Genomic DNA, 22,195 nt, shown 5'->3' with positions numbered 1-22,195 from the left:
TCATCATGTCATTCACGCGTCGTCCGCACCCCAGCGCCGCACGCTCCGGCTCTCAGCAGCCTCTCAGCGAGCGGCGCCTATCGTGGCACCATGACCGATTCCCAGGTTGACCGCCGTTCCCCGCTCCGCTCCCCGTGGGCGGTGCCGATCGTCGTCGTCGTGGCCGTCGCTGCCTCCCTGGCCGCCCAGCCACTGCTGGCCGCGGGCGAATCGAATGATCTGCCCGACATCTCCGCCGAGGAACTCGTCGCTCGAGTGCTCGAGGCCGACCCGCAGCCGATGTCCGGCACGGTGGTGCACACCGCACGTCTCGGCCTACCCGACCTCCTCTTCACCGAGGCAACCGGCGCCGACCCGATGTCGCTGCTGGGCGGCAGCTCCACGCTCAAGGTGTGGACCGACGGCGAGCAGCGGTCGCGGGTGGCACTGCTGGGCGCCGTGTCCGAGTACTCGGTCGTGGCCGCCGGAGCGGACCTGTGGACCTACTCCAGCTCCGACGACGAGGCCGTGCACTACAGCGTCAGCGATGCTGACCGGGCGCGCCTGGAGGCGATGAGCGAGGAGGCCCGTGCCGAGGTCCTCGCCCGCAAGGCGGAACTGCCCACCCCGCAGGAAGCCGCAGCGGAAGCGCTCGCGAGGGCCGACGAGTCCAGCACCATCAGCGTCGACTCCCAGATGATCATCGCGGGCAGGGACGTCTACCAGCTCGTCGTGACCCCCGACACCGACGCCACCCTCGTGGAGCGCGTCGTAGTGGCCGTCGACGGCGAAACGATGACCCCCCTCCGCGTACAGACCTGGAGCACCCAGGACCAGACAGCGCCAGCCGTCGAGATCTCCTTCACCGACGTCTCCTTCCAGATGCCCAACGAATCGGTGTTCGACTTCTCCCCTCCCGCGGGGGCCACCGAGCGCGAGGTCGTCGTACCGCTCCCCGAGCAGGATGGCGCGATGCCGTCGCACGAGGGCACGCAACATCAGAAGCCGACGGTCACCGGCTCGGGATGGGAGAGCGTCGTCGAACTCCAGGGAATGGACCTCACCAAGCTCCTCGCCGCTGACCCGGGCGCCATGTCCGGTATGCCCGATCGCCTTGTCGGATCGGACGAGGCCCAGGAACTGATGGACGAGTTCACCCCCGACCACTCCGGGGGGATGGGGCTCGACAACGCAGCGCTGTTCGAACAGCTCACCACGGAGGTTCCCGAGGGACGCCTGCTCAGTTCCACGCTGCTCAGCATCCTCATGACCGACGACGGCCGCGTGCTCGTGGGTGCTGTGCCCGCCGAGACGCTGCGTGCGATGGCGTGAGCGCCCCCGCCATTGAGACCTCGGGGCTGACCAAGCGCTTCCGCTCCGGGCAGGTGGCGGTCGACGGGGTCGACCTCGCAGTGCCGCACGGTGCTGTCTACGGCTTCCTCGGCCCCAACGGATCGGGGAAGACCACCACCATCCGCATGCTACTGGGCCTCGTCTCCCCCACGTCCGGCTCCGCACGCCTGCTCGACCAGCCGATGCCGGGAGACGCCCTGGAGGTGCTTCCCCGCGTGGGGGCGCTGGTGGAGGGACCCGCCTTCCATCCCTACCTCAGCGGACGCGCCAACCTGGCCCGGCTCGACGCCTGTGACGCGACGTCCACCCGGTCCTCGTCGCGGCAACGGATCGGCGAGGCTCTCGAACGCGTGGGGCTCACCGCCGCCGCCCGCAAGCCGTACCGTCAGTACTCGCTCGGGATGAAGCAGAGGTTGGGACTCGCAGCAGCGCTCCTGAGGCCCCGCGACCTGCTGGTGCTCGATGAGCCGACCAACGGCCTCGATCCCCAGGGCACCCGGGAAGTCCGCCACCTCATCCGCGAGCTCTCGGCCGAGGGCGCCACCGTGCTGGTTTCCTCCCACCTGCTGGCTGAGATCGAACAGGTCTGCACGCACATCGGGATCATGAGCCAGGGTCGGCTGCTGGCCCAATCGGAACGGGCATCGCTTGTGGCCGACGACGCCGCGACGCTGGTGGTCACCACCAACCTCGACGACGTAGCTACCGCCGCCGATGTGCTCCGCGGGCTCGGGCTCGAGTCAGTAACCGCCGAGGGCGCCGTGCTGCACGCTGCGCTCGGCGCCACTCCCCCGTCGGGGGTGGCCGCAGCGCTGGTGCACGCCGGTGTCGGCCTGGACGGGCTCGAGGTCCGACGGCGCAGCTTGGAGCAATTGTTCGTGGAACTGACCGGAGAGGGCTTCGATGTCGCGCGCTAGGGGTTCGTTCGGGCGGCTGGTCCGCAGCGAGCTCCGGCTCCTGTTCGGGCGACGGCGCACGCTGGCCCTGTTGGCGGGTCTGGCCCTGGTGCCACTCCTGCTCGCTCTCGTCTTGTTCATTGCCAGCAACTCCGGCATGAGCGGGCAAGGTCCAGCTTTCATCGACCGGGTGACCGGCAACGGACTCTTCCTGGTCATCGCCGCACTGTTCATGTGCCTGCCGTTCCTGCTGCCCTTGACCATCGGCATCACGGCCGGCGACGCCATCGCCGGTGAGGCCCAGACGGGGACCCTGCGGTACGTATTGACGGTACCGGTGGCCAGAACCCGGCTGCTGGCGGCTAAGGCCCTCGTCGCACTCGCTTTCGCGTTCGCGGCCGTGCTGGTGATCACGATCGTCGCTCTCGCCGCCGGCGGTGCATTCTTCGGATTTTCGGAGATGACGTTGCTGTCCGGCACCACGGTGTCCCTCGGCGCGGGCGTGGCCCGGATGCTGGGCGTCGCGGCGTTTGTGGCCCTGTCGCTGACAGGTTTGGTCGCCGTCGGGCTGTTCTTCTCAACCCTGACGGAGGTGCCAGTCGGCGCGATGGCCGCGACGACCGTCGTGGCCGTGGTGTCGTCGGTGCTGGACACGCTGCCGCAACTGTCGGCCATCCATCCCTATCTGCTCACGCATCACTGGTTCGACTTCGCCGAGTTCCTCCGCCTCGAGGTCGACTGGAGTGTCCTCGCGTCCGGCCTTCTGGTTCAACTGGGCTGGGTGGCGATCTTCGCCTCGCTGGCCTGGGGCCGCTTCAGGACCGCCGACGTCACAGCCTGACCTGGCTCGAAGAGGCCGAGGCGGGCAAGCAACCGCCCGCTACCCCCACATCTTCCGGGCCGGATGTGGGAGTTCCGGGCAGTCCGTCGGGTCCGGAGTGTCACGCTGGTGCCATGACGGAACAGCAACCGTACGAGGTCCTCAGGCGCTTCCCTCTCTTCGAGGCGCGCCGTTACCCCGCGCACCTGGTGGCCGAGGTGGAGGTGGAAGCCTCGTTCACCCGCGCGGGCAACGAGGCATTCGGGGTGCTGGTGGCCTTCATCTCCGGCCGCAACAGCACCCGGGGCAAGGTCACGATGACCGCGCCGGTGCTGCAGGAGCAGGCACCGACCAAGATCGCCATGACCTCACCCGTGGTCCAGCAGCCCGGCGCCGAGTCGGGCCGACACGTGGTGGCCTTCGTGATGCCGGCCGAGTTCACGTTGGATACGCTGCCGACACCTTCCGATCCACGCATCCAGGTGCGGCAGGTCCCTGCCCAGGTGGCCGCGGTCAAGCCCTTCACCGGACGCTGGACGGAGCACATCTACCAGCAACAGTTGGCAGCTCTCCGTGGCGCCGTCGAGCAGGCTGGACTCGAGGTGAGCGGGCCGCCCCGATTCGCCCGCTTCGATCCTCCCTGGACGCCGTGGTTCCTCCGTCGCAACGAGGTGGTGCTGCCGATCGCCTTCTCACCCGGCCTGTGATCGAGGTGGCCGCGACCTGCGGGCCCGCCACCATGCGGTGACGGCGATGACCACGCCGATCACCAGCAGAAGGAAGCTGACGGACAGGGTGAGCCACTTGCCGGCGGTGAAGATCGGCGCCAACTCCGCCAACACCGGCGTCCGGGCCGGATAACGTGCCATCACCGTCGCGGCGCAGATGTTCTCGGCGTAGTCCAGCGCCACCACGACCACCGGAAGCACCGCTACCGACCGCCAACGACTCCCCGCGGCTGTCGCTCGCGCCCAAACCCAGGCGAGTGTCGTCATCAGGAACGCCCCGTACACCAACGGCCAGATGACGTCGAACGTCACGCGCGCCTGGACATACGCGGCTCGGCCGTCTGGTCCCCACGCCTCGGCCGCCGCGTACAGGGCCCCCGGCCAGTACCACAGGGACGTGTCCGGGGCGGGGTAGCGGACCGTGTAGAAGGCCCCTGCCTCAGCCTGGTCGGGCAGCACCATCGCGGTGAACACCGCGAACAGCAGCGTCGACGCGATGGCCATCCATCCCCGTACCCCGTGCGCCAAGCGCTCGGCCAACCGTTCCACCACCGTCATGGCACCTCGTCCCGGTCAGCTGCACGGATGGCAGCACCGTCCTGTTGTGAGTGAGCGTAGCTGCTGCGGGTACCGGCAGCCGGCTGGCTGGAACGGGGCGGCTGCCCTTGGATACCACACTGGTATCAGCGGTCCACCGCCCGAGTGTGCGGGTCTTCGGTGGGGAGGCGTATACCGGTGTCGACGCCAAATCAGTGCGTTCGGAACGGTTGTGGCCATCCTTACTTCGTTCTCCCTTCTGTGGCAGGGACAGGACCGGCGAGCACTTGCGGAAGATCGCCGTCGCGATCAAGCTGCTCAAGTGACTGCCATGGGTGGAGTGGACACCAACCGCACCGCAGATCCACCTGCGGCAGATCAGGACGTTGGTCGGATGGGTCAGGCTACTCGTGAGGCAAGGTCGTCCAGCTCTGCCCGGATCCTGGCAATCAACGCCCCTGCGGATTCGTCGGAACCCGCCAGTTGGGTCAGGAGAATGTCCCGAGCCAGTGTGGACACGGGGAGGCCGCGTCGTTCTGCGAGCCGCGTCAACGCCTCGAGTTCCTCGGCGTTCAGGCGAACCTGAAGCGTCTTGGCACGCTGGTGTCCGCGGGTCACCCTGCTTCCTGGCTTGAGGCCGGCATCTCGGTTGCGTTCGGCCGCTTCAGCTTCGGCCGCGATGAGATCACTGATCGACATCCAACTGTTCCTCTCGGTATCGGCGCTGGTCTGTACTGTTCGACGGCCACGCGTTGACTCCCCAGGTGATCCCTTCATCCGGGAGCACGATGACCGTGATCAGCATGCTGGTCGTGGATGACCAGCCGATGACCCGGATGGTTCTGCCCGAGTCAGACGAAGGATCTGGGTCGATGGCCAGCCTGTTCGGATCGGCGAAGGCCTCGTCGGCGACGTCCGGCGTCAGCCCGTGCTTTGAGATGTACTCGCCCCGGTGCCGCCAGTCGATACCTTCACCCACTAACGCAGTGTACTACGCGCGCACTACGTTATCCAGTGGTTCCCCGCCGCCGTGACATTCTCAATTCGGCAGTTGCGCACATTCACAACTCGGGCTGTCACCCCTGGTCCGTGCCTCCGATCAGCGTGGGCAGGGGATGGGGACTCCGGCACCGCGGCTGAGACGCTCATGGACGCCTTGGCTTCGATTGGCCCATGGGGCTGTGAGGTGCCCGCGGCCGAGTCCTGAGTACGCTTAGCGCCGTGTCGAATCCATCAGCGCCCGAGCCCACTGCAGCACCCTCCTCGGCGGCGGTCGGCAGCGGAGTCGACGCAGACGACTTGGCCGCGACCCTGCGGGTCTTGAGCACCATCCACGAGCTCGACGAGGCCCACCCCGACTTCGTGGCCGTCCGACGGGCGACCGGCAGGATGTTCAAGGCGGTCAAGCGCCACCGTCGAGGCGTCAGGCGAGCGGCAATCCAGGACAACGACAAGGCGATCGTCGCCGGGACGGCCACGGGGGCTCCCGACCGCATCGACGATGAGACGCGGGGGCTGGCGCTCACGTCAGGCGTCGAGGCGCAGACGGCCGGGACGCTCATGAAGGCCCGACCCTGCTACATCTGCAAGCAGCGGTACACGCTGGTGGACGCGTTCTACCATCAGCTCTGCCCCGCGTGTGCGGCCATGAGTCACGCCAAGCGCGGCGCGCGGACGGATCTGACCGGCAAGCGAGCGCTGCTGACCGGCGGCCGGGCCAAGATCGGAATGCACATCGCGCTGCGGCTGCTGCGCGATGGTGCCCACACCACGATCACCACCCGCTTCCCGCGCGACGCGGTGCGACGCTTCGCGGCGATGCCCGACGCCGCCAACTGGCTGCATCGACTGCACGTGGTCGGCATCGACCTGCGTGATCCGTCCCAGGTCATCGCCTTGGCCGACGCGGTGGCCGCCCGGGGCCCGCTGGACATCCTGATCAACAACGCGGCACAGACCGTACGGCGCTCGCCTGGTGCGTACGCGCCCCTCGTCGACGCCGAGTCGATCCCGATCCCGGACGGATTGTGGCCCGAAGGCCAAGGCCCAGAACTCCTGACGTTCGGGCACACACGAGACCTGCATCCTCTGGCACTGGCCGAGTCGGTCAAGGCCCACCCGCTGCTCGCGGCGGCGGACGCCGCGGTCACCGGCTCTGCCTCCACTCACGCGGATGCCGAGGCCGCGGCGCGCCACGCCCAGCGCCTGACAGACATGGCTCTGGCTCCGGGCTCGTCGTCACTGGCGCGTCTGGCCGACGGCTCAGCGATCGACGCCGGAGGGCTCGTTCCCGACCTTCACGACTCGAACAGCTGGGTCCAGGGCGTCGGCGAGGTGGACGCGCTCGAGATGCTCGAGGTGCAGCTCTGCAACGAGACGGCGCCGTTCATCCTCATCAGCCGCCTGCGGCCGCGCCTGGCCGAGGCGGCGAGAAGCGTGGCGAGCGGTCCGGCCCGGGCGTACGTGGTCAACGTGTCAGCGATGGAGGGGGTCTTCGGGCGCGGCTACAAGGGTCCCGGCCATCCGCACACCAACATGGCGAAGGCGGCGGTCAACATGCTGACCCGGACGAGCGCGCGGGAGATGTTCGAGTCCGACGGCATTCTGATGACCAGCGTCGACACCGGCTGGATCACCGACGAGCGACCGCACCCCACGAAAGTTCGGCTCGCCGAGGAGGGGTTCCATGCGCCCTTGGACTTGGTCGACGGAGCCGCCCGGGTCTACGACCCGATCGTCCGCGGGCAGGCCGGCGACGACCTGTTCGGCGTCTTCCTGAAGGACTACGCACCCTCACGTTGGTAGGCCCGCACGACAAGAACTCGCCTCGCCAACCGCCTCATGAACCGCCCCCACCCCGGCCCAGGCCCTGGGCTGGCGGTGGCCGGGCCGCGGTCACCTAGCAGGAAACGGCCAGACGAAGCTCTGCGCCTTTGTCGGCCCAGCGGGGAGGTCGCGCGCCAGCGCTACGCAAGCAAGGTCGCCTGAAGCACCAGGTGCGGCAGATCCGGATGTTGTCAGGCGACGGGGTCGAGCTTGCGGACGGAGGGCAGCCCGGCGGCACGCTCCGCCGCGAGGTCATGAGCCGACTGCAGTGCCAGCCAAGCACGGGCGGTACCAACGCCCGCCCCCTCCAGTCGAACAGCAAGGTTGGGGCTCACCCGGGCATGGCCGTGCAGGACTCGGCTCAACGTCACCCGGGAGATCCCGAGCCGGGACGCAGCCTCCCCGACACTCAGCCCCAGGTTGCCCAGCACGTCCTCACGCAGGATCTCGCCGGGATGTACCGGAGTCTTCATCACCATGTTGTCCACCTCCTGGTCAGTGGTAATCCTGATAGTCGACGAGTTCGACGTCGCTCTCAGTGAAGCGGAACGTGATCCGCCAATTGCCGTTCACCCAGACCGACCAGTGCCCGGCCAGGTCCCCTTTGAGGGGGTGGGTCCGAAACGACGGGATCGCGAGGTCTTCCGGGGTCTGTGCCACGTCAAGCAGCGACAAGATGCGCAGCAATTTGGGGACGTGAGCCGCTTGAACACCCTTCTTCGAACCATCCCGATACAGCCGCTCCAGACACTTGTGCCTGAAACTGACGATCACAAGGCAACAGTATCGCGTAACGATACGCGATACAAGCCATTTCCACATCGTCCACCCTGAAGGCCACACCCCTCTCCTACGCGGCGTAGTATCCATGGCGGGGCCGTTGACGACCGCTTGGTTCGTCTCCTCCCCTAAGGAAGTGGCTGTCATGAACAGGCTGCAGGAGAACCGTCCCATTTGGCACGCGGTCGCGTGGATAGCGATCTACGTGGTTGCGGTCAACATCGGCGACTGGCTTTCAACGCTTGTCGGCGTTCCGAATGCGGGGGCCAGCGCGGTGCTGGTCCTGCTCGCGGTGTGGCTCGTGGTCCGCCTCCGCAAGCACGGTTGGCTGACGTACTACGGCGTCCGCCCCCTGCTCAGGCGCGATTTCAACGCGACGCTGCTATACATCCCGCTCCTGCTGATCGCGCTGATGCAGTTCACGAAGGGTTTCAGGGACGACCTCGACTTCACCACGGTGGCGCTGATCATCGTTCTCATGGTCGCTGTCGGTTTCCTTGAGGAACTGATCTTCCGCGGCATGTTGTTCCGCGGAATCCAACGCACCAGCACGTTGACGCGCGCGGTTGTGATCTCCGGCGTCACTTTCGGCATCGGGCACATCGTGAACCTCACCAGGGGAATGGCGCCGTTGGATCAGGCAATCCAGATCGCGTTCGGCGTCACCCTGGGAATCGTCCTGGCGCTGCCGTTCGCCGTTACCGGCACGATCGTTCCGCTCATCGCCTTCCACGCCCTCCTCAACATCAGCGGGAATCTGACCAGGGCGGATGCGCAGGCAGAACTGGTCATGCTCGCGGCGACCACGCTGGTCTGCGCCGGATACGCCGGGTACTTGATCACCGTGCTTCGACGACGTGGGCCCAGCCCGGAGATATCGCAACCCGCGCCTTCGGACACCGCGGCCGCTCCGCCGGCGCGAGCTTCGGCTCTCACCTGAGCGGGGCGGCGAGACGGGTGCGCACTTCCGAGGTCTCGAGGAGGGGTCTCTTGGCTGCCGGCGCCGGCGCCGGTGCGATGGCGCTGTTGGCGCTCGTTGGCCCGCGCCCGGTGGGAGCGGCCGCGGGCCGCACCGGTGATCCTGCGCTGCTCCGGCGCGTGGACCCCCATCTCCGGGGGCTCAATCGCGTGGCACTGGCCTATGTCGACGGGGATGCCACCCAGTTTGCGGGCATTGGCGCCGACGAGACCACCCCCTTCGGGATCGGCTCGGTGTCGAAGACCTTCTGTGGCGCAGTGCTGATGGACATGGTTGCCAAGGCCGAAGTGAGCCTTGACACCACCGTCGACGAGATCACCGACGCAAGCGGATCCGAGGTGGCCGACGTCACGCTGCGGGAGCTCGCCTCCCACACCTCGGGCCTCCCGGACTTCACGGCGAAAGCGGCCGGGAGCCAGAACACGTGGTTCGGGTTGCTCCACGCAGACGGCTTGCGGCAGGACGCGGCCGAGACCGTCGCCGACATCCTCCAGCAGGGCACGGAAGGACGGGGCAGCTACTCCTACTCCACTGCCGGCATCGCCCTGCTCGCCCACCTCCTGGCGGCGAAGGCCGCGACCACTTACGGCGAGCTGCTCACGGAACGCATCCTGGAGCCGTTCGCACTGACCGACACGCTGCTCCCCGCGACTGTGGCGGACCTGCCGGAGGGATGGACCAAGGGCCGGCTCGGCGGGCGACCCGCAGAGCCGTGGGTCCTGGGGGGTCTGGGGCCGGGCGGCGGCATGTGGTCCACCTGCCAGGATCTTGCGTCCTGGTTGCGGCTGACGCGGGACGGCCGCCAACCGGGCTCCACCGGGCTCGACCCGGTGGCACCGGCGCCGATCCTGCCCTGGATGCCGGAGGCCCAGATGAGCATCACGTGGGTCCGGGCCTCCACTGCCGGCGGCGAGGAACTCATCTTCCACAACGGTCTCACCGGGTCGCACCATTCGTACGTGGGGTTCTGCCCCCGCACCGGGCGCGGCCTGGCCTACGTCGTCAATTCGGTGCCCACCGGTGCCCAGTTGCTCACCCTGCAGGGCGACCTCGTGAGCGCCCTACTGGACGAAGCGCACTAGCCATGAGCGAGACATTCGTCCTGGCCCTGTCCGCCGCACTGGCCCTCGCTACCGTCGTCGGTACTGGATGGTCGATGTGGCGGATCACTCGGCACAATCCCAGCCGCCATCGCGCCCTCTCCTACGTGCTGTGGAGCGTCACGGGCACCACGCTCATCGGGGTGGTTCTTCCTGCCATCGTGATGGGAATGGTGGACCCCTTCCCCATCTGGATGGTCCAGGCGACGTTCACGTCGGCGACTGCGGCGGCCCTGGGCTGGCGGTGGCCGGCCCTGCCCCGTGAGCCGCGAGACCGGGCCTGGGTCGCCGTCGGCTCGGTGGTCTTGGCCCTGGCGCTTGCGCTGGCCGGGGTCGCGGTCACCTAGCAGGAAACGGCCAGGCGAAGCCCGCCGCCTGCGTCGGCCCAGCGGAGAGGTCGCGCGCCAGCGCTACCCGAGCAAGATCGCCTGAAGCCCCAGCGGCGCGTGAGAGTACCGAAAGTCTGTGGGGCAGACTGGTTGAGGTGACGAACATATTGCCCGCAAGCGACGCGAAGTCGGGGGAGTGGCTGCGGCAGATCCTCGACCTCTGCGGCAACCGTGACGTCAACCGTGGGCCTTGACGACCTCGATGGTGCAGCGTGGGCCGGTGGATCGTGCGAGGCGCCTGTCACCGGTGAGCAGGGGCGCCTGGAGTGCTTCGGCGAGGGCAACGTACGCGGCGTCGTAGATGGTGAGGTTGTCCCGCAGTTCCCAACAGCGAACCAGCAGCGAAGTGTGCTCGACGCGCTGGAGTGGCAGCTCCTGCAGGTCGTCAAGAGCAAGCCGGACCCGGCGCGGGTCCAGGTGGCCGCCGAGGGCCAGGCCGCGCCACACCGAGGCCACTTCGAGGTCGACCAGCGCGGGTGCGGCGAGTCGTTCACCGCGCAGCCTGTCCCGCACTGTGTCACCGTCCTGGCCGTCGTCAAGCAGTGCGACGGCCAGGACGCTGGCGTCAATGACCAGCACGGTCGGACCGCAACGCGCTCACCGCGTCGGCCAGCGGCAGCGATCCACCGGCGCGCCCGCCGGCCCTGGCCAACACCTCGTCCAACGTCGGCTGGGCGGCTTCGGCGATCAGCTTCGAGCGCAGGTACTCCTGAAGTGACTGGTGCGCCGCGCTAGCCCGCTGTCGCAGCACAGCATGCGTCTGGTCCGGCACGTCCTTGATCTGAATATTCGGCATGGAGCCATTATGGCGCCATGCACGCCTTAATGGAAGCGCGCCACTCTAGGCAGATCAGCTCTTTTCGCCACTGAGGTATCGACTGCGGCGGAGCGCGTTGCGCAGTGGCTATTGGTAGTGGGTCCGCATCCTCAGACGTGGACCCCGTGGCGACCAGGTATCGTCAGCGGCCCGGAATCCTCCTTCACCTGATCCGCTCAGGATCAGCTTGGCAGTAGCGACGACGGCGTGCCGCTGTAGGTCACCACCAACTCATCGCGGGCGCGCGACGCCGCCACGTACAGCAGCGAGCGTTCCCGCAGCTGAGCCTCGCTGAGCTCCTCGGCGTCGTAGTCGTAGGCCTTCAATCCCATCGGCATCCAGTCCTTGCTCAACCCGAACAGCAGCACCCGCGTGAACTCCGTGCCCTTCGCCCGGTGCATCGTCAGCGCCACCGGGCAACCGGGCTTCACCGTGCCGGCCTCCAGCGCCCGCACCTCGACGCCCCGCTCCCCCAGCCCGGCGACGACGCGGTCCCGCGTCACCCGGTCGCGCACCAGCACCGCGACCGTCTCCGGCGCTACCTCACCACCGGCCACCCAGGAACCGACGAGGTCCGCCGCGAAGTCCAGCTCCGCCGTCAGCGTCGGGAACGACCGCACCTCCGGTTTGGGCCCCGTACGCGCCGACAGGTAGCCGGCCATGGTCTCGGCCTCGCCGTCGGAGTCGACGACCTCCTGCCCGGTCAGCACCCCGACGGCCCACGCCAGGTTTTGCGCCGTCGTCCGGTAGTTCAGCTTCAACCCCCGCGACCGTCCCTGCGTCCGGATCCCATACGCCGAGAGCACCAGCTTCTGCCCGTAGATCCGCTGGTGGGCGTCCTCGGCGATGAAGACGTCGTTGGGCACCTCGGGAGCCAGCGCCCGGACCAGCTGCCAGTGGCACGGCTTGAAGTCCTGCCCCTCGTCGACGAGCACGTGCCGGGCGGGCCGCTCCCCCGTCGCCTCGAGGTGAGCTGCGGCGATGGAGGCGGCCTCGGCGAAATCCAACGTGCCCGCCTCGCGGGCGGCGCCGCGGTAGGCCTCGACGACGGCCCACACCGCCTTGCGCCCGGCCCGCGACAGCCGCACCCCGCGACCCATCCGCGCCACCTTGAGGTAGTCGGCCAGCTGCGTGATGCGGTGCGGCAGGATCACCATCTCGTACTCGGCGGCCAGGAAAGCGGGCTTGCGGAGCTTCTCGTCCAGGTCCTCCCCCGCGCGCAGCACGGCTTGGCGCCAGGCGGCGTCGGTGTCGGTCCGGCCCCCGATGTCGGTGCGCCCCACGCCCAGCACGGCCGCGACGGCCTCGCTCACGTCGGCACCCGCCGACTGCAGCACCGCCCGGGCCAGCGCGTCGATGCCCTTGACGTGGAGGCCGGGCGCGCCGAGGGCGTCGGCGAAGCGCAGGCCGGGGTCGAGGCGCTCGAGGCTACGGGCAAGTTCAGCGGCCAGGTTGGTGGTGAACGTGGTCACAACGATGGGCGCGTCCGGGTCCTCGACGGCGAGCCGCCGAGCCCGGTGGATCACGACGACGGTCTTGCCGGTCCCGGCGCCGCCGGAGATCCGGTACGGGCCCTTCCAGTTGCCCCGCACCCAGGTGCGCTGCTGCGGGTGGAGGAACACGCGCCAGGCGGAGAAGTCGCCGCCGGTGATGACCCGGCGGAGCTCGTCGGCACCGGCGAGCTTGGCGAATCCCATCTGGGCGGTGGGGTGGTCGAAGCTGTCGAGGAGCTCCTGGTCGCTGACCGGCTCGGGCTCGACGAACCGGGTGGCTGCCTCCTCGTGACTCATCGGCCGGTTCATGATCTCCAGCTCCTGCTGGATCTGGGTGATCGACTCGCCGTCGGCCAGGAGCAGCAGCGCGAGGCCCTGCCACTCGGGCAGCGTCTGCGCGAAGGCCTGCAGCGCGTCCTTGCTGGTGAGCGCGACGGCCTGCTCCGAGGTGGCCGGCGGGATGCCGAGAGAGACGGTGAGGTCGGCGGCGCTGAAGGCGATCAACGGCTCGGGACCTGCCGGCAGCGGAGGGACGGCCACCGGCGGTTCCCACGTGGGTGCCGCTTCGCTGGCCACTTCGTTGTACTCGGGGAGCCCGTTGATCGGGTTGATCGTCAGCTGCACCTTGGCGGCCGCCTTGTAGGCGTCGTCGTGGTTGTAGATGCCGTGCACCACATAGGCGGTCGAGGTGGGGGTGGTCAGCTTGAACAGCAACGCCCGGTACTGGATGTCGACGCGACCCGTCCGGGCCCGCGAATCTGCAGCGTTGGCGATCGGCTCGATGTGCAATCCCGGGGCGCTGTCGTCCTGGGCGAGCTTTTCGAGGAAGGTGTAGGCCTTCTGCTTGATCGACGCGTCGAGCAGCTTGTCCTGCTTGGGGTAGATGATCACACTCTCAGCCATGGGGCTGCTCCTTCCATGCCGCCGCGATCACGGCTGCGTCGGGCGCGAGGATGCGCCACCCCTGCTGATCGGGCACCGGTTCGGCATCCAACCGCACCGCGATCCGCTCGTTGGTCCAGACGAGGTCGAAGGGAACGCCGTCGAGCTCGTAGCCCACCTCGGCGTCCGGCGCGGCCACCCCGGCCTCGCTGAGCGCGGCGATGAGCTCCAGCACGGACGCCGACTCCCCCGCCAACTCCTCGACGGTGGGCTGCCACTCGGCGCCGACCTCCACACCCCGATGGACGATGTCCACCACCGGGACGGTCGGAAGGGCAGCGGAGGATCGCGCCTCGAACGTGGCGAGCGACGCGGGCAGCAGCGCCATGACGTTGGCCAGCCGCAGCCACACGCGCCAGGCGTCCTTGGCCTCGGAAGCCGAGAGGTCGACGGTGTCGTCGAGCACCGCAGCCAGCCGCACGGAGCCCGGGGCCGGGACGCTCACCGCGACGGCGAGACTCCCGTGCCGCCAGACCCGGGTCTGCCCGCCCGCCCCGGACAGCAGACCGACGGCGAGGTCCTCCACCGGCGCATCCGTAGGAGTGGCGCCGGAGGCGAACACCGAGAACGCGGCCGCCCGGGCGAAACGCCCCAGATTGTCGGGGTCTGGCTGCTGCATCCACCCGGCCAGGAACGCCAGCGGCCCACCGAGCAGGGACTCGCGCGCGGCGGCGGTGTGCTGCATCGCCGGCTCGCCGTTCAGCTTCTGCACCAGCGGCGCCTTGAACCACGACGGCGCGGTGGCGGCGTCGCCCGCCTCTTCGAGCGCCAGGTCCTGTGCGGTGATCGCGAGCACGAGCGTGCCGCCCTGGCGGAGGATGCGGCGCTTGGCTGCGTCGTCGGCGATGTTGTTGTGCTTGGGCGAGGCGTGGAACTGCCAGCCGTCGGTGAAGATCGCGACGTCGGGCAGGCCCTCGCTGGACAGGACGAAGTCGGGCTTGGAGTTGGCCACGTGCACCTGCGGCCGGAGCCGGAAGGTGCGGCTGCCCAGCGACACGGTGATGATGTTGCCGCCGGAGATGCTCGGGGTCTGCTTGACGGTGCCGCCCAGCTTGGCCGCCAGCCGCAGGAACGCGGCGCGGAACCGCTCCTCCAACCACGACTCCCCCGTCGGGTCCGGCGCCGGCGGTGCCTCCGTGATCTTCCACGACGGCACCAGCGGCGGCTCCCCGCCGTCGATCCCCAGCAGCGTCCGCAGGTGCCGCTCGGCGGCAACCCGGGAGGTGACCTCGCGGTTGTAGGGGGCGGCGAACGGCAGCAGGCAGCGGTGGCAGGACAGCCGTCCCTCGTCGGCGCAGGCGCAGTCCTTGACCCGCTCCAGCGCGCCGGTCAGCACCTGCCACAGCTCGCGGGGGTCGGCCAGCTCGGCCAGGTAGCCGGTGCCGCCGGGGACGAGGTCGTGCAGGAGGAGGGCGTCGCGGTTGTCGAGGAGCGGGTCCTTGATGAAGGCGACGTCGAGGTGGTCGGGCGCGCCGCCGTAGTTCTCCCGCAGCCCGAGGAGCACGGCGGCGGTGAGGCTGGGAACGGCGAACACGTCGTCGCCGAACGCGATGCCCTGCGGGAGGGTGAGCACGACGCCCTCGGTGGTGAGCTTGCGGGTGAGGAGCACGGAGCGGGTGTGCTCCTCGTGGCTGTGGCGGTGCTTGCACCACGGCCGGTGCTCGTCGCGCTTGTTGGCCAGCCCGGTGCGGTCGAGGTGGCCGCAGGCCTCGCAGATCCGGAACCGCGGCCCGGCGAGCCGGTTGCCGGCGATGGTGATCTCGCCGGCGGTGTGGCGGCGGGGGCCGAGGTTGTACCAGCGCACGTCCATGCCCTTGAGGTACGCCACGCCCAGGCCGCCGGTGGTGTACCAGCGGTCTTGGACGGTTTGCGGGTCGACGTCGGCGGCGGTGACGATGGAGAAGCCGGCGCGGACGCGCTCGTCGTTGGAGTCGTCGATGCGGGACTCGTCACGCCGCACGAACGCGGAGACGCGGGTGAGCTCGATGGTCTCGAACCGCTGGCCGACGTCGTTGATGCCCGACTTCCCGCAGCGCGGGCAGGTCGTGGGGGTGTCGTCGCCCTCGTGGCTGTAGCCGCAGTGCGGGCAGAGCCGCACGGAGCGGATGGCGGAGCCGTCGTGGCCCACCTCGACGGCGTCGATGTCGATCTGGTGGCCGCCGACGTAGAACGACGCGCCGGGCGCGAAGTCGCGCAGGGCGTTGGCGCTGGCGCGGGAGTAGTCGGCGGCCTCGGAGTGGTACTCGCCGGTGTCGGAGTCGATCCAGCTCATGGTGACGTCCAGCTGGACGGAGTCGTCGACCAGCGAGTAGTTGGGCAGCAGCCCGATCCTCTCGAGCGCGGAGATCCAGAAGTCGCCGTAAGCGGCGCCGATCTGGGCCTCCAGCATGCGCTGCTCGGCGCGGGCCTCCTTGAGCGCCCGGGCGTCGTCGTCGCTGTCCTGCTCGCGGGCCTCGAGGTCGGGCAGTTCGGCGACGAGCTGGTCGAGGCGGTCCTTGAGGTCCTGCTGCTCGGCGTGCCAGCGCTGGGCGGCGTGGCCGATGGTGGCCACCAGCCCGCTGGAGCCGTCCGGCCCCGGGGTGGCCCATGCACGCAGCGCCTCGGCGGCGTCGCGGCGGAGGGTGGCGGTGAGGTCGCCGTCGACGACGAACGCGGCGAGGAACCGATCGACGGCGCCGGGCTTCCTGGAGGCCTCGACGAGCTGGTCGAGGAAGGTGGCCTTCCCCCCGGTGGGCTGCGCGAGGGCGGTGCCGGTGGTGCGGGGGTGGATGGCGTCGGGGTCGCGGGCGAGGCTGTCGGCGAGGTGGGCGATGTACTGGCGGCGGAGGATCTCCTCGGCGCTCAGGTACGTGGCAGGCGGGGTGACGGCGCCGTTGATGAGGGAGAGCGGGTCGCCGAGTCGGGGCAGGAACTCCCCGCGGCCCTGGACGAACGCCAGGTCCAGCGCATTGCCGGTGAGGCGGCCGGCGCGGCCGACGCGCTGGACGTAGTTGCTGACGGTGCGGGGCAGGGAGGCGAGCATCACCGAGGACAGGTCGCCGATGTCGATGCCCATCTCCAGCGTCGGGGTGGCCACCAGCACGTTGGGCGCGGTGGGGTCGTCGGCGCTGGACTTGAAGGCGTTCTCGTACTCGAGGCGCTTCTTGGTGTCCAGGAGGCTGGTGTGTTCGCGGGCGACGACGCGCCGCACCTCGGAGGAGCGGTAGAGGCGTCGGTAGTAGTTGTCCGGGTCGCCGGGGTGGGGGGCGAGGGTGCCGGCGCAGGTGGCGTGGAGGCAGGGGCCGCCGTCGAGTTCCTGGGCGGTGGCGAGGCTGACGGGGAACTCGCCGTGGCATGTGGTGCAGCGCAGGGTGTGGCGGCCGTCGTCGACGTCCGAATCCTCGGTGGGCGCGACGACGACTCGCTCCGGCTCGATGGCGTAGACGGTGGCGCCGCTGCGGGTCTCGACGGCGTGCAGCAGCTGGTCCTTGGCGAGCTGGTCCAGCAGGGTGCGGGCGAGCACTCCCCCGGCAGTGCCGTCGACAAGGAGGCAGCGCCTGGCCCACTGGGCGTACCAGGCCCTGCTGCCGGTGACGGGGTCGAGCAGCGCCTTGTTCGGCTCGATCTTTGCGCCCCCCACCCGCGGGAAGGCGGGCGTGGAGCGGCCGGGCGGGAAGGGCGGCATGTACTTGGCGCGGCCCTTGCGGCTCCACAGGTGCCAGCGGTTGCCGTCCTCGGCGACGTACCTCTCCAGCCATGGGTGCCAGATGCCGCCCTGGGTGCGGATGCGTTCGACGGCGCCGCGGGCCCAGGCGGTGAGCATCCGATCGTCGACGCCCTGGGGGAACAGGCCGGCATCGAGCGTGTCGAGTGCCTTCCTGGCGGAGCGCAGCAGGTCGGCGCCGTCGATGGCCACGTGGGCGCTCATGGTGCCGGTGCGCTCCAGGGTGCGGCCAAAGCTGCTGGTGAGGCCGAACTCGAGGGTGGCGGAGAACAGCAGGCGTTCCTGGGCGATGGCGGTGAGCTTGGCGGGCGGGTTGTCGCGCTCCCAGAACGGCTTGAACTCCTCCTCGCGGGCGGTGAGGTTGGGGGCGAGCAGCCGGTAGCGCTTGAACTTGTCGTGTTTGGCCTGCTCGACGGCGTGCTCCACCAGAGCCGGCAGTGATCGCGGCGCGTCGCCGGCGGCGCGCAGCACGGAGCGCAGGGTGAGGGTGTGGGAGCGGGAGGAGACGAAGCCGGCGCGGTGGGCGGCGTCCTGGACGGAGTCGACGAAGACCAGCGACTTCTTCTCGGCCTCATCGAGGGTGGCCTGGCCGAACATGTTGGACAGCGTCACCGACATCAGGGTGGCGATGGCGCTGCCGGTGAAGCGGATGGCATCCGTCTGCCCGCAGCTGGGGCAGGTGTCCTTGGCGGAGTCGTCGTCGGCGTCCTCACCGACGTGGGTGACGACGCGCAACACGCGGCCCTCGCGGACGGCGGTGGGGTCGACGTCGCTGGGTGTGGTGGTGATCCGGCGCTCGCGGTGGTCGAACCAGGCCAGCCCGGTCTCGGGCGGGGCGTCTGAGTCAACATCCGCGGAGGCGTTGAGCAGCGGGCGGAACCGGCCCTCGCGCGTGACGTGATGGCGTCGGATGTTCTCGTCGTTGGCCGCCAGCTGGTCGCCGACCGGGCCGAGCTCGACGCCCCACCCGGAGCGGCCACAGAACCGGCAATGGATGGCGGGGAACGCGATCCCACCGCCCTGGGTGGCATCCTCGCTCGCGACGGGCGGGCCGTCGTCAGCCCAGCGGAATCGGGCGGCCGAGTCGGCGTAGCGGTCGATGCGGCTGAGTTCCCGCACCCACAGGTGGGCCTCGGTGGACGGCATGGACCGGTCTGGCCCGCCGTCCTTGCCGCGCGCCCGCAGGTGTCCGAGCGCCCCGTGGACCGCGATGACGAACCGACGACGGACCTCCAGCGTCTCGGGCGTCCCGCGGACGAGCCGCGCGAGCTCGGTGACGTGGGTGGCCTGGGCTGTGGCGGCGAGGAAGTCACGGATGAACGCGCTGGACCTCGCGAGGGTCTTGAGGTCGGATGTTTCCGGATCCTCGTGGAGGGCGGTCAGGACGATCCGGCACAGCTCGGCCGGGTCGGTGTCGTCGTCGATCTGCCCGACGACGTCGGCAGCCACCTGCTCGGTGACTTCGCCTATACCGCTGGTTGAGGAGCGAGCGCTAGCGAGCCTCGAAACCTCCTGACTCGCGCCAACTCCGCCGACTGACGTGCGAGCTCCATTCCCGCTGGCTGAGGAGCGAGCGCTAGCGAGCCTCGAAGCCTCAGAAACCGACGGCCGACCGCCCAGCCCGGCCCGGCCCCCACATCCGACCACTCATCCGGAGCCAAGCGCTGCTCCCCCACGACACAGCCCTCATCGAACTTCTCCCCGAACACCCGCGTGGCGAACTTCGTGATGTCCCGATCCTCAGAGCCAGCATCCTCCCGAGGCCCCAGGGTGGCCGACGTCCCCACGGGAGTGATCCGCCCCAGCGGCCGGCCCCACTCCTCAGAACTGTGCGAGTCGCCCGCACTCCCCTGTTCCGGCCAGTACGACTTCAGCGCCAGTCCCAAACGACGGAGCAGCATCGCGACGTCCGTGCCCTGCGCTCCGTCGTAGGTGTGGAACTCGTCGAGCACCAGGTAGGTCAGCGACTCGGCCGACTTCTCCCACAGCTTCTGGTCGGCGGAACGCAGGAGGAGTTGGTCGAGCATCTTGTAGTTGGTCAGCAGGATGTCCGGAGGGTCGTCACGGATGATCGCCCGGTCGGTGATGAGCCCGTTCTCCGTGACCTTGGTGGAGGGACCGGAACGCTTCCCATCCGCGGAGACGGCCGCCTCTCCGGTGTAGAGGGCCGCGGTGACCGAACCGAGGGGCTGATGACCGTCTGCTTCGCGTTGGGTGATCAGCCGGGCGAGGCGCTGGGCCTGGTCATTGGCGAGTGCGTTCATCGGATAGAGGATGAGGGCCTTCATGCCGCCAACGCCCTGCCGGCGGGCGCGAAGGCAGTGGTCCAGGATCGGGTAGAGAAAGGCCTCCGTCTTACCCGAGCCCGTACCGGTGGTGACCAGCGTCGGCTGGGGACGGCCGTTGAGGCTGGAGAGGCGCCGGAACGCGGCTGCCTGATGGGCGTAGGAGTCGAACCCGGAGGGCATCCAATCCAACGGAGAAACGGCTCGACGCGGCGCTGCACTGAACGGCATCCCTGTGCGCAGGTAGGGTCCCTTGAACATCCCCTCTGTCTCGTCCTCTAAGAGTTCGCGCAGAGCGGCCTGCGCGTCGGAATCGACGAGGGCGAAGGTGGTGGTGAGGTAGTCAATCAAGCCGGTGCGCAGCCGCATGGCCTGGCGACCGGGCAGCAACTCACTCAACGATCCTCCTGTTAGGTAACTCAAGTTGCGCAGGACACGTCAGAGCATTCGATCTTGGCAAGAGCGCTGACCAAGTCGCGATACCGAGAGCGCATTGTTGAAAGAGTAGCTGCTTACCGCACTCCGACGCCTCCGCGTGCTCCCCGGGCTCCTACGCTGCGAGGTGCTCTTACGTGCCGCAGTGGGTGCTTGACGGCGAAGTTCATTCGACCCTTTAGAACGCGGCGGGCAAAGCCGGTCGAGGTATTGCCCAACGGCCTCGACGGCATCTTGGCCATTACGAACCCACTCCCTGATCTGATCCGGCCCGTCAGCCGTAGAAATGGCATTGATCTTATTGGTATATGGTGACAAGTGACCCGCCGCGCCTCGTTTGTGGCCAAGTGTGTCCAGGTCGGCGAGCTGGATGTTGAGAGCAGACTCCAACTCCGACCAGTCGGCCCCAAGAGCACGAGCTAGCACCTCTACGTTCTGGGTCTTGAGCCCGTTATTGGCATTCAGTTGCTTCTCGAATTGCTTCTTACCAAAATGGCGAATGACCTCAACAGTATTGCGCTTTCGATAGGAACCGGAGCCTTCCGAGGTCAGAGCCGAGACGGCAAAGGCGAACTGGACGCATTCCTTGGGAACCAATGGCTCATCCAACCAAGAGCATAGACGTTCAAAATGCGAAAGAAACGCCGTCTCTAGATACTCCTCCAACACAGCGTGCGCTAAGACTAGGTAGGCGTGGACCTGAGCCCGCTCGGGCTCTGACATTGGATCTGGAAACTGAGTGGTCACGGATCCGAGCAGCGTGGCGTCCAGGTGGCGAAGCTGTTGCGCTAAATCCATGTCAGCTATGGCCCATTTCAGCTACGCTTGAGAGGCTCTGGCATTGGATAGCCAGCCTGAACTGACTCGCTCAGAACCTGGGACCAGACACGATGCCGCGTGATGAACGCTTCCGCCGTCTTCGTTGTCGTTGAGATCGAACGCACGAACGTGTCACTTTCGCAGGCACTCTTGAAGCGATCGAGCACCCCATAGGGGTCAGCCTGAACAGCACTCCTCACGTTCGGGAACTTCAGGGAGTATGCCTGGACATCTAGGAGCGCCCTGTTGAGTGCTCTCTCGAAGCGGGCTGCTCCCCTTGCGGGGTCGGGCACCCACTTACGAGCGAAGGATGTTCCCCACATCTCCAGCCCCGTATTCAATGCCTCATTGTAGTCACTCGCCTCTTGCGTCGCCAGGTCAACATGCTTTTCCCAGTTCTGATTGAAAAAGCGAGAAGTCTCATCGAGAAAGACTTTGAGGTTTCCACTGTACCGATAAGGAGAGGACGCGAATGACAAGTGACGCAACAATAGCTCTGCATCGATCATGCGGCGATCCGGGTGCTCATTATTCAGCAGGCGACGCAACCCCTGCAAGTCGCCAGACGCTTGATCCAGCCATTTGACAAACTCACCAGGGATGAGTGCCTGCCGGAGTTCTTGCGGCGAGAGAGCGACACTCCCTGTATTCAACCGAAGAAATAGTGATAACAGGAGGTTCTCCGAACTCCAGTCCGACAGCGCCACGGTTCGAATACTGTGATTCTCAATTCTCGCCAACCACTCTGGATAGGACTCTGCCAGGGAGTCCACATCCTTCCGATTCAGTTCAGTGAGGACCTCGAGTCCCGTGAGTCGTAGAGGTACGAAGTGAGCGTCCCTAGGGTCGTCCGGGTCGGCAAAGAACTGCCGGAGCGCCAGTAATCGCTGTTTGCCGTCGAGCACGAAAAAGTAACCAGGAGCGTCCCTCTTCTCGGCTAAGACAATCTGGGGAATGGGGAAACCAAGCATGATTGACTCGAGCAACTTGCTCTTTCGATTGTCGAGCCAGGCATTTCTACGCTGAAAGGATGGGTCCAAGTCAATGCGCCCTTTTCGCATCTGGGACAATAGGGTCTCCACAGTCCAGTCCCGACTACCGATTGACGCCTTGAATCCTGCAAGCAACCCACCGGCGTCCGACTCGTCCTCGCCTTGATGAGGCACTAGCTGAGTGCTGTCGAGGTCAATAACCTCACCGATGTCATCGGATCCAGAGTGTGCCATCGTTCGTCTTTCTGAGATGAGCCGTTTGTGATGCCATGGGCCTCGGAGACCGACTCTCAATATACAAGCAAGGTGCTCCTCTAGTCGG

General features: G+C 67.9%; 18 protein-coding genes and 1 pseudogene. 8 read left to right on the top strand and 11 right to left on the bottom strand.

All coding sequences use genetic code 11. The features are described from left to right. The first annotated feature begins 90 nt into the window (after positions 1-90). From C3E87_RS12725 to C3E87_RS12710, 4 genes are all read left to right on the top strand, one after another. Entirely contained in the window at positions 91-1,311 is a 1,221-nt protein-coding gene (locus C3E87_RS12725; RefSeq protein ID WP_076063499.1) for a hypothetical protein, read from the top strand. Next, entirely contained in the window at positions 1,308-2,249 is a 942-nt protein-coding gene (locus tag C3E87_RS12720) for an ABC transporter ATP-binding protein (RefSeq protein WP_076063497.1), read from the top strand. Before C3E87_RS12725 ends, C3E87_RS12720 begins: the two co-directional genes overlap by 4 nt. Further along, the gene (locus C3E87_RS12715; RefSeq protein ID WP_076063495.1) at positions 2,236-3,069 is read left to right on the top strand and encodes an ABC transporter permease; all 834 of its coding nucleotides are present in this window, start codon (positions 2,236-2,238) and stop codon (positions 3,067-3,069) included. Before C3E87_RS12720 ends, C3E87_RS12715 begins: the two co-directional genes overlap by 14 nt. A gap of 113 nt (positions 3,070-3,182) precedes the next feature. Further along, positions 3,183-3,755: a heme-binding protein gene (locus tag C3E87_RS12710; RefSeq protein WP_076063492.1), complete on the top strand. Its 573-nt coding sequence runs from the start codon at positions 3,183-3,185 to the stop codon at positions 3,753-3,755. Here the strand turns inward: C3E87_RS12710 and C3E87_RS12705 are convergent. From C3E87_RS12705 to C3E87_RS12695, 3 genes are all read right to left on the bottom strand, one after another. Beyond that, on the bottom strand, positions 3,741-4,334 hold the full coding sequence (locus tag C3E87_RS12705; protein WP_076063489.1) for a hypothetical protein: 594 nt from the start codon (positions 4,332-4,334) through the stop codon (positions 3,741-3,743). The two genes, C3E87_RS12710 and C3E87_RS12705, sit on opposite strands and share 15 nt — an antisense overlap. 378 nt (positions 4,335-4,712) lie before the next feature. After that, positions 4,713-5,012 (bottom strand): ribbon-helix-helix protein, CopG family, encoded by a 300-nt coding sequence (locus C3E87_RS12700; protein ID WP_076063487.1) that lies wholly within the window; start codon positions 5,010-5,012, stop codon positions 4,713-4,715. Beyond that, the gene (locus C3E87_RS12695) at positions 4,999-5,292 is read right to left on the bottom strand and encodes a BrnT family toxin (protein WP_143571042.1); all 294 of its coding nucleotides are present in this window, start codon (positions 5,290-5,292) and stop codon (positions 4,999-5,001) included. The genes C3E87_RS12700 and C3E87_RS12695 overlap by 14 nt, the downstream gene beginning before the upstream one ends. Positions 5,293-5,534: 242 nt before the next feature. Between C3E87_RS12695 and C3E87_RS12690 the strand changes: the two genes are divergently transcribed. Next, positions 5,535-7,118 carry an SDR family NAD(P)-dependent oxidoreductase gene (locus C3E87_RS12690; RefSeq protein WP_076063485.1) on the top strand — a complete coding sequence of 528 codons (1,584 nt, stop codon included), beginning with the start codon at positions 5,535-5,537 and terminating at the stop codon, positions 7,116-7,118. A gap of 212 nt (positions 7,119-7,330) precedes the next feature. On the opposite strand, the gene C3E87_RS12685 is transcribed toward C3E87_RS12690, so the two are convergent. Together C3E87_RS12685 and C3E87_RS12680 are read right to left on the bottom strand one after the other, a co-directional pair. Further along, the gene (locus tag C3E87_RS12685) at positions 7,331-7,612 is read right to left on the bottom strand and encodes a HigA family addiction module antitoxin (protein WP_198928310.1); all 282 of its coding nucleotides are present in this window, start codon (positions 7,610-7,612) and stop codon (positions 7,331-7,333) included. Between the two features lie 22 nt (positions 7,613-7,634). Further along, positions 7,635-7,913 (bottom strand): type II toxin-antitoxin system RelE/ParE family toxin, encoded by a 279-nt coding sequence (locus C3E87_RS12680; RefSeq protein WP_076063482.1) that lies wholly within the window; start codon positions 7,911-7,913, stop codon positions 7,635-7,637. Between the two features lie 151 nt (positions 7,914-8,064). Between C3E87_RS12680 and C3E87_RS12675 the strand changes: the two genes are divergently transcribed. The 3 genes from C3E87_RS12675 to C3E87_RS12665 are packed head-to-tail and all read left to right on the top strand — an operon-like array spanning position 8,065 to position 10,345. Further along, on the top strand, positions 8,065-8,859 hold the full coding sequence (locus tag C3E87_RS12675; RefSeq protein WP_076063480.1) for a CPBP family intramembrane glutamic endopeptidase: 795 nt from the start codon (positions 8,065-8,067) through the stop codon (positions 8,857-8,859). A gap of 50 nt (positions 8,860-8,909) precedes the next feature. Continuing rightward, positions 8,910-9,980: a serine hydrolase domain-containing protein gene (locus C3E87_RS12670; RefSeq protein ID WP_076063477.1), complete on the top strand. Its 1,071-nt coding sequence runs from the start codon at positions 8,910-8,912 to the stop codon at positions 9,978-9,980. A 2-nt stretch (positions 9,981-9,982) separates the two neighbouring features. Next, positions 9,983-10,345, top strand: a complete 363-nt coding sequence (locus C3E87_RS12665; protein WP_076063475.1) for a hypothetical protein — start codon at positions 9,983-9,985, stop codon at positions 10,343-10,345. Positions 10,346-10,564: 219 nt separating this feature from the next. Here C3E87_RS12665 and C3E87_RS12660 read toward each other — a convergent pair whose 3' ends face one another. The 6 genes and pseudogenes from C3E87_RS12660 to C3E87_RS12630 all read right to left on the bottom strand — a co-directional run bounded on the left by C3E87_RS12660 (position 10,565) and on the right by C3E87_RS12630 (position 22,107). After that, positions 10,565-10,966 (bottom strand): type II toxin-antitoxin system VapC family toxin, encoded by a 402-nt coding sequence (locus C3E87_RS12660; RefSeq protein WP_076063473.1) that lies wholly within the window; start codon positions 10,964-10,966, stop codon positions 10,565-10,567. Then, positions 10,953-11,183 (bottom strand): hypothetical protein, encoded by a 231-nt coding sequence (locus C3E87_RS12655; RefSeq protein WP_040283599.1) that lies wholly within the window; start codon positions 11,181-11,183, stop codon positions 10,953-10,955. The genes C3E87_RS12660 and C3E87_RS12655 overlap by 14 nt, the downstream gene beginning before the upstream one ends. 203 nt (positions 11,184-11,386) lie before the next feature. Then, positions 11,387-13,600: a UvrD-helicase domain-containing protein gene (locus tag C3E87_RS12650; protein ID WP_076063471.1), complete on the bottom strand. Its 2,214-nt coding sequence runs from the start codon at positions 13,598-13,600 to the stop codon at positions 11,387-11,389. 1,198 nt (positions 13,601-14,798) lie between these two features. Next, a pseudogene (locus C3E87_RS14985) lies at positions 14,799-20,026 on the bottom strand (DEAD/DEAH box helicase); the annotation flags it as partial. Positions 20,027-20,065: 39 nt separating this feature from the next. Continuing rightward, entirely contained in the window at positions 20,066-20,785 is a 720-nt protein-coding gene (locus C3E87_RS12635) for a HEPN domain-containing protein (protein ID WP_369819274.1), read from the bottom strand. A 92-nt stretch (positions 20,786-20,877) separates the two neighbouring features. Next, positions 20,878-22,107: a DUF262 domain-containing protein gene (locus tag C3E87_RS12630; RefSeq protein WP_083665648.1), complete on the bottom strand. Its 1,230-nt coding sequence runs from the start codon at positions 22,105-22,107 to the stop codon at positions 20,878-20,880. Positions 22,108-22,195: the final 88 nt, after the last annotated feature.

This window comes from Tessaracoccus sp. ZS01 (assembly GCF_022342445.1).
In the GTDB taxonomy this organism is placed as follows: Bacteria; Actinomycetota; Actinomycetes; order Propionibacteriales; family Propionibacteriaceae; genus Arachnia.
This window is presented reverse-complemented; position numbering and strand designations above follow the sequence as displayed.

Bases quoted from the DNA above. Each gene is read 5' to 3' on its own strand.
- C3E87_RS12725 (WP_076063499.1), top strand. From the start codon at position 91: ATGACCGATTCCCAGGTTGACCGCCGTTCCCCGCTCCGCTCCCCGTGG.
- C3E87_RS12715 (WP_076063495.1), top strand. From the start codon at position 2,236: ATGTCGCGCGCTAGGGGTTCGTTCGGGCGGCTGGTCCGCAGCGAGCTC.
- C3E87_RS12710 (WP_076063492.1), top strand. From the start codon at position 3,183: ATGACGGAACAGCAACCGTACGAGGTCCTCAGGCGCTTCCCTCTCTTC.
- C3E87_RS12705 (WP_076063489.1), bottom strand. From the start codon at position 4,334: ATGACGGTGGTGGAACGGTTGGCCGAGCGCTTGGCGCACGGGGTACGG.
- C3E87_RS12700 (WP_076063487.1), bottom strand. From the start codon at position 5,012: ATGTCGATCAGTGATCTCATCGCGGCCGAAGCTGAAGCGGCCGAACGC.
- C3E87_RS12685 (WP_198928310.1), bottom strand. From the start codon at position 7,612: ATGAAGACTCCGGTACATCCCGGCGAGATCCTGCGTGAGGACGTGCTG.
- C3E87_RS12675 (WP_076063480.1), top strand. From the start codon at position 8,065: ATGAACAGGCTGCAGGAGAACCGTCCCATTTGGCACGCGGTCGCGTGG.
- C3E87_RS12665 (WP_076063475.1), top strand. From the start codon at position 9,983: ATGAGCGAGACATTCGTCCTGGCCCTGTCCGCCGCACTGGCCCTCGCT.
- C3E87_RS12655 (WP_040283599.1), bottom strand. From the start codon at position 11,183: ATGCCGAATATTCAGATCAAGGACGTGCCGGACCAGACGCATGCTGTG.
- C3E87_RS12650 (WP_076063471.1), bottom strand. From the start codon at position 13,600: ATGGCTGAGAGTGTGATCATCTACCCCAAGCAGGACAAGCTGCTCGAC.
- C3E87_RS12635 (WP_369819274.1), bottom strand. From the start codon at position 20,785: ATGTCAGAGCCCGAGCGGGCTCAGGTCCACGCCTACCTAGTCTTAGCG.
- C3E87_RS12630 (WP_083665648.1), bottom strand. From the start codon at position 22,107: ATGGCACACTCTGGATCCGATGACATCGGTGAGGTTATTGACCTCGAC.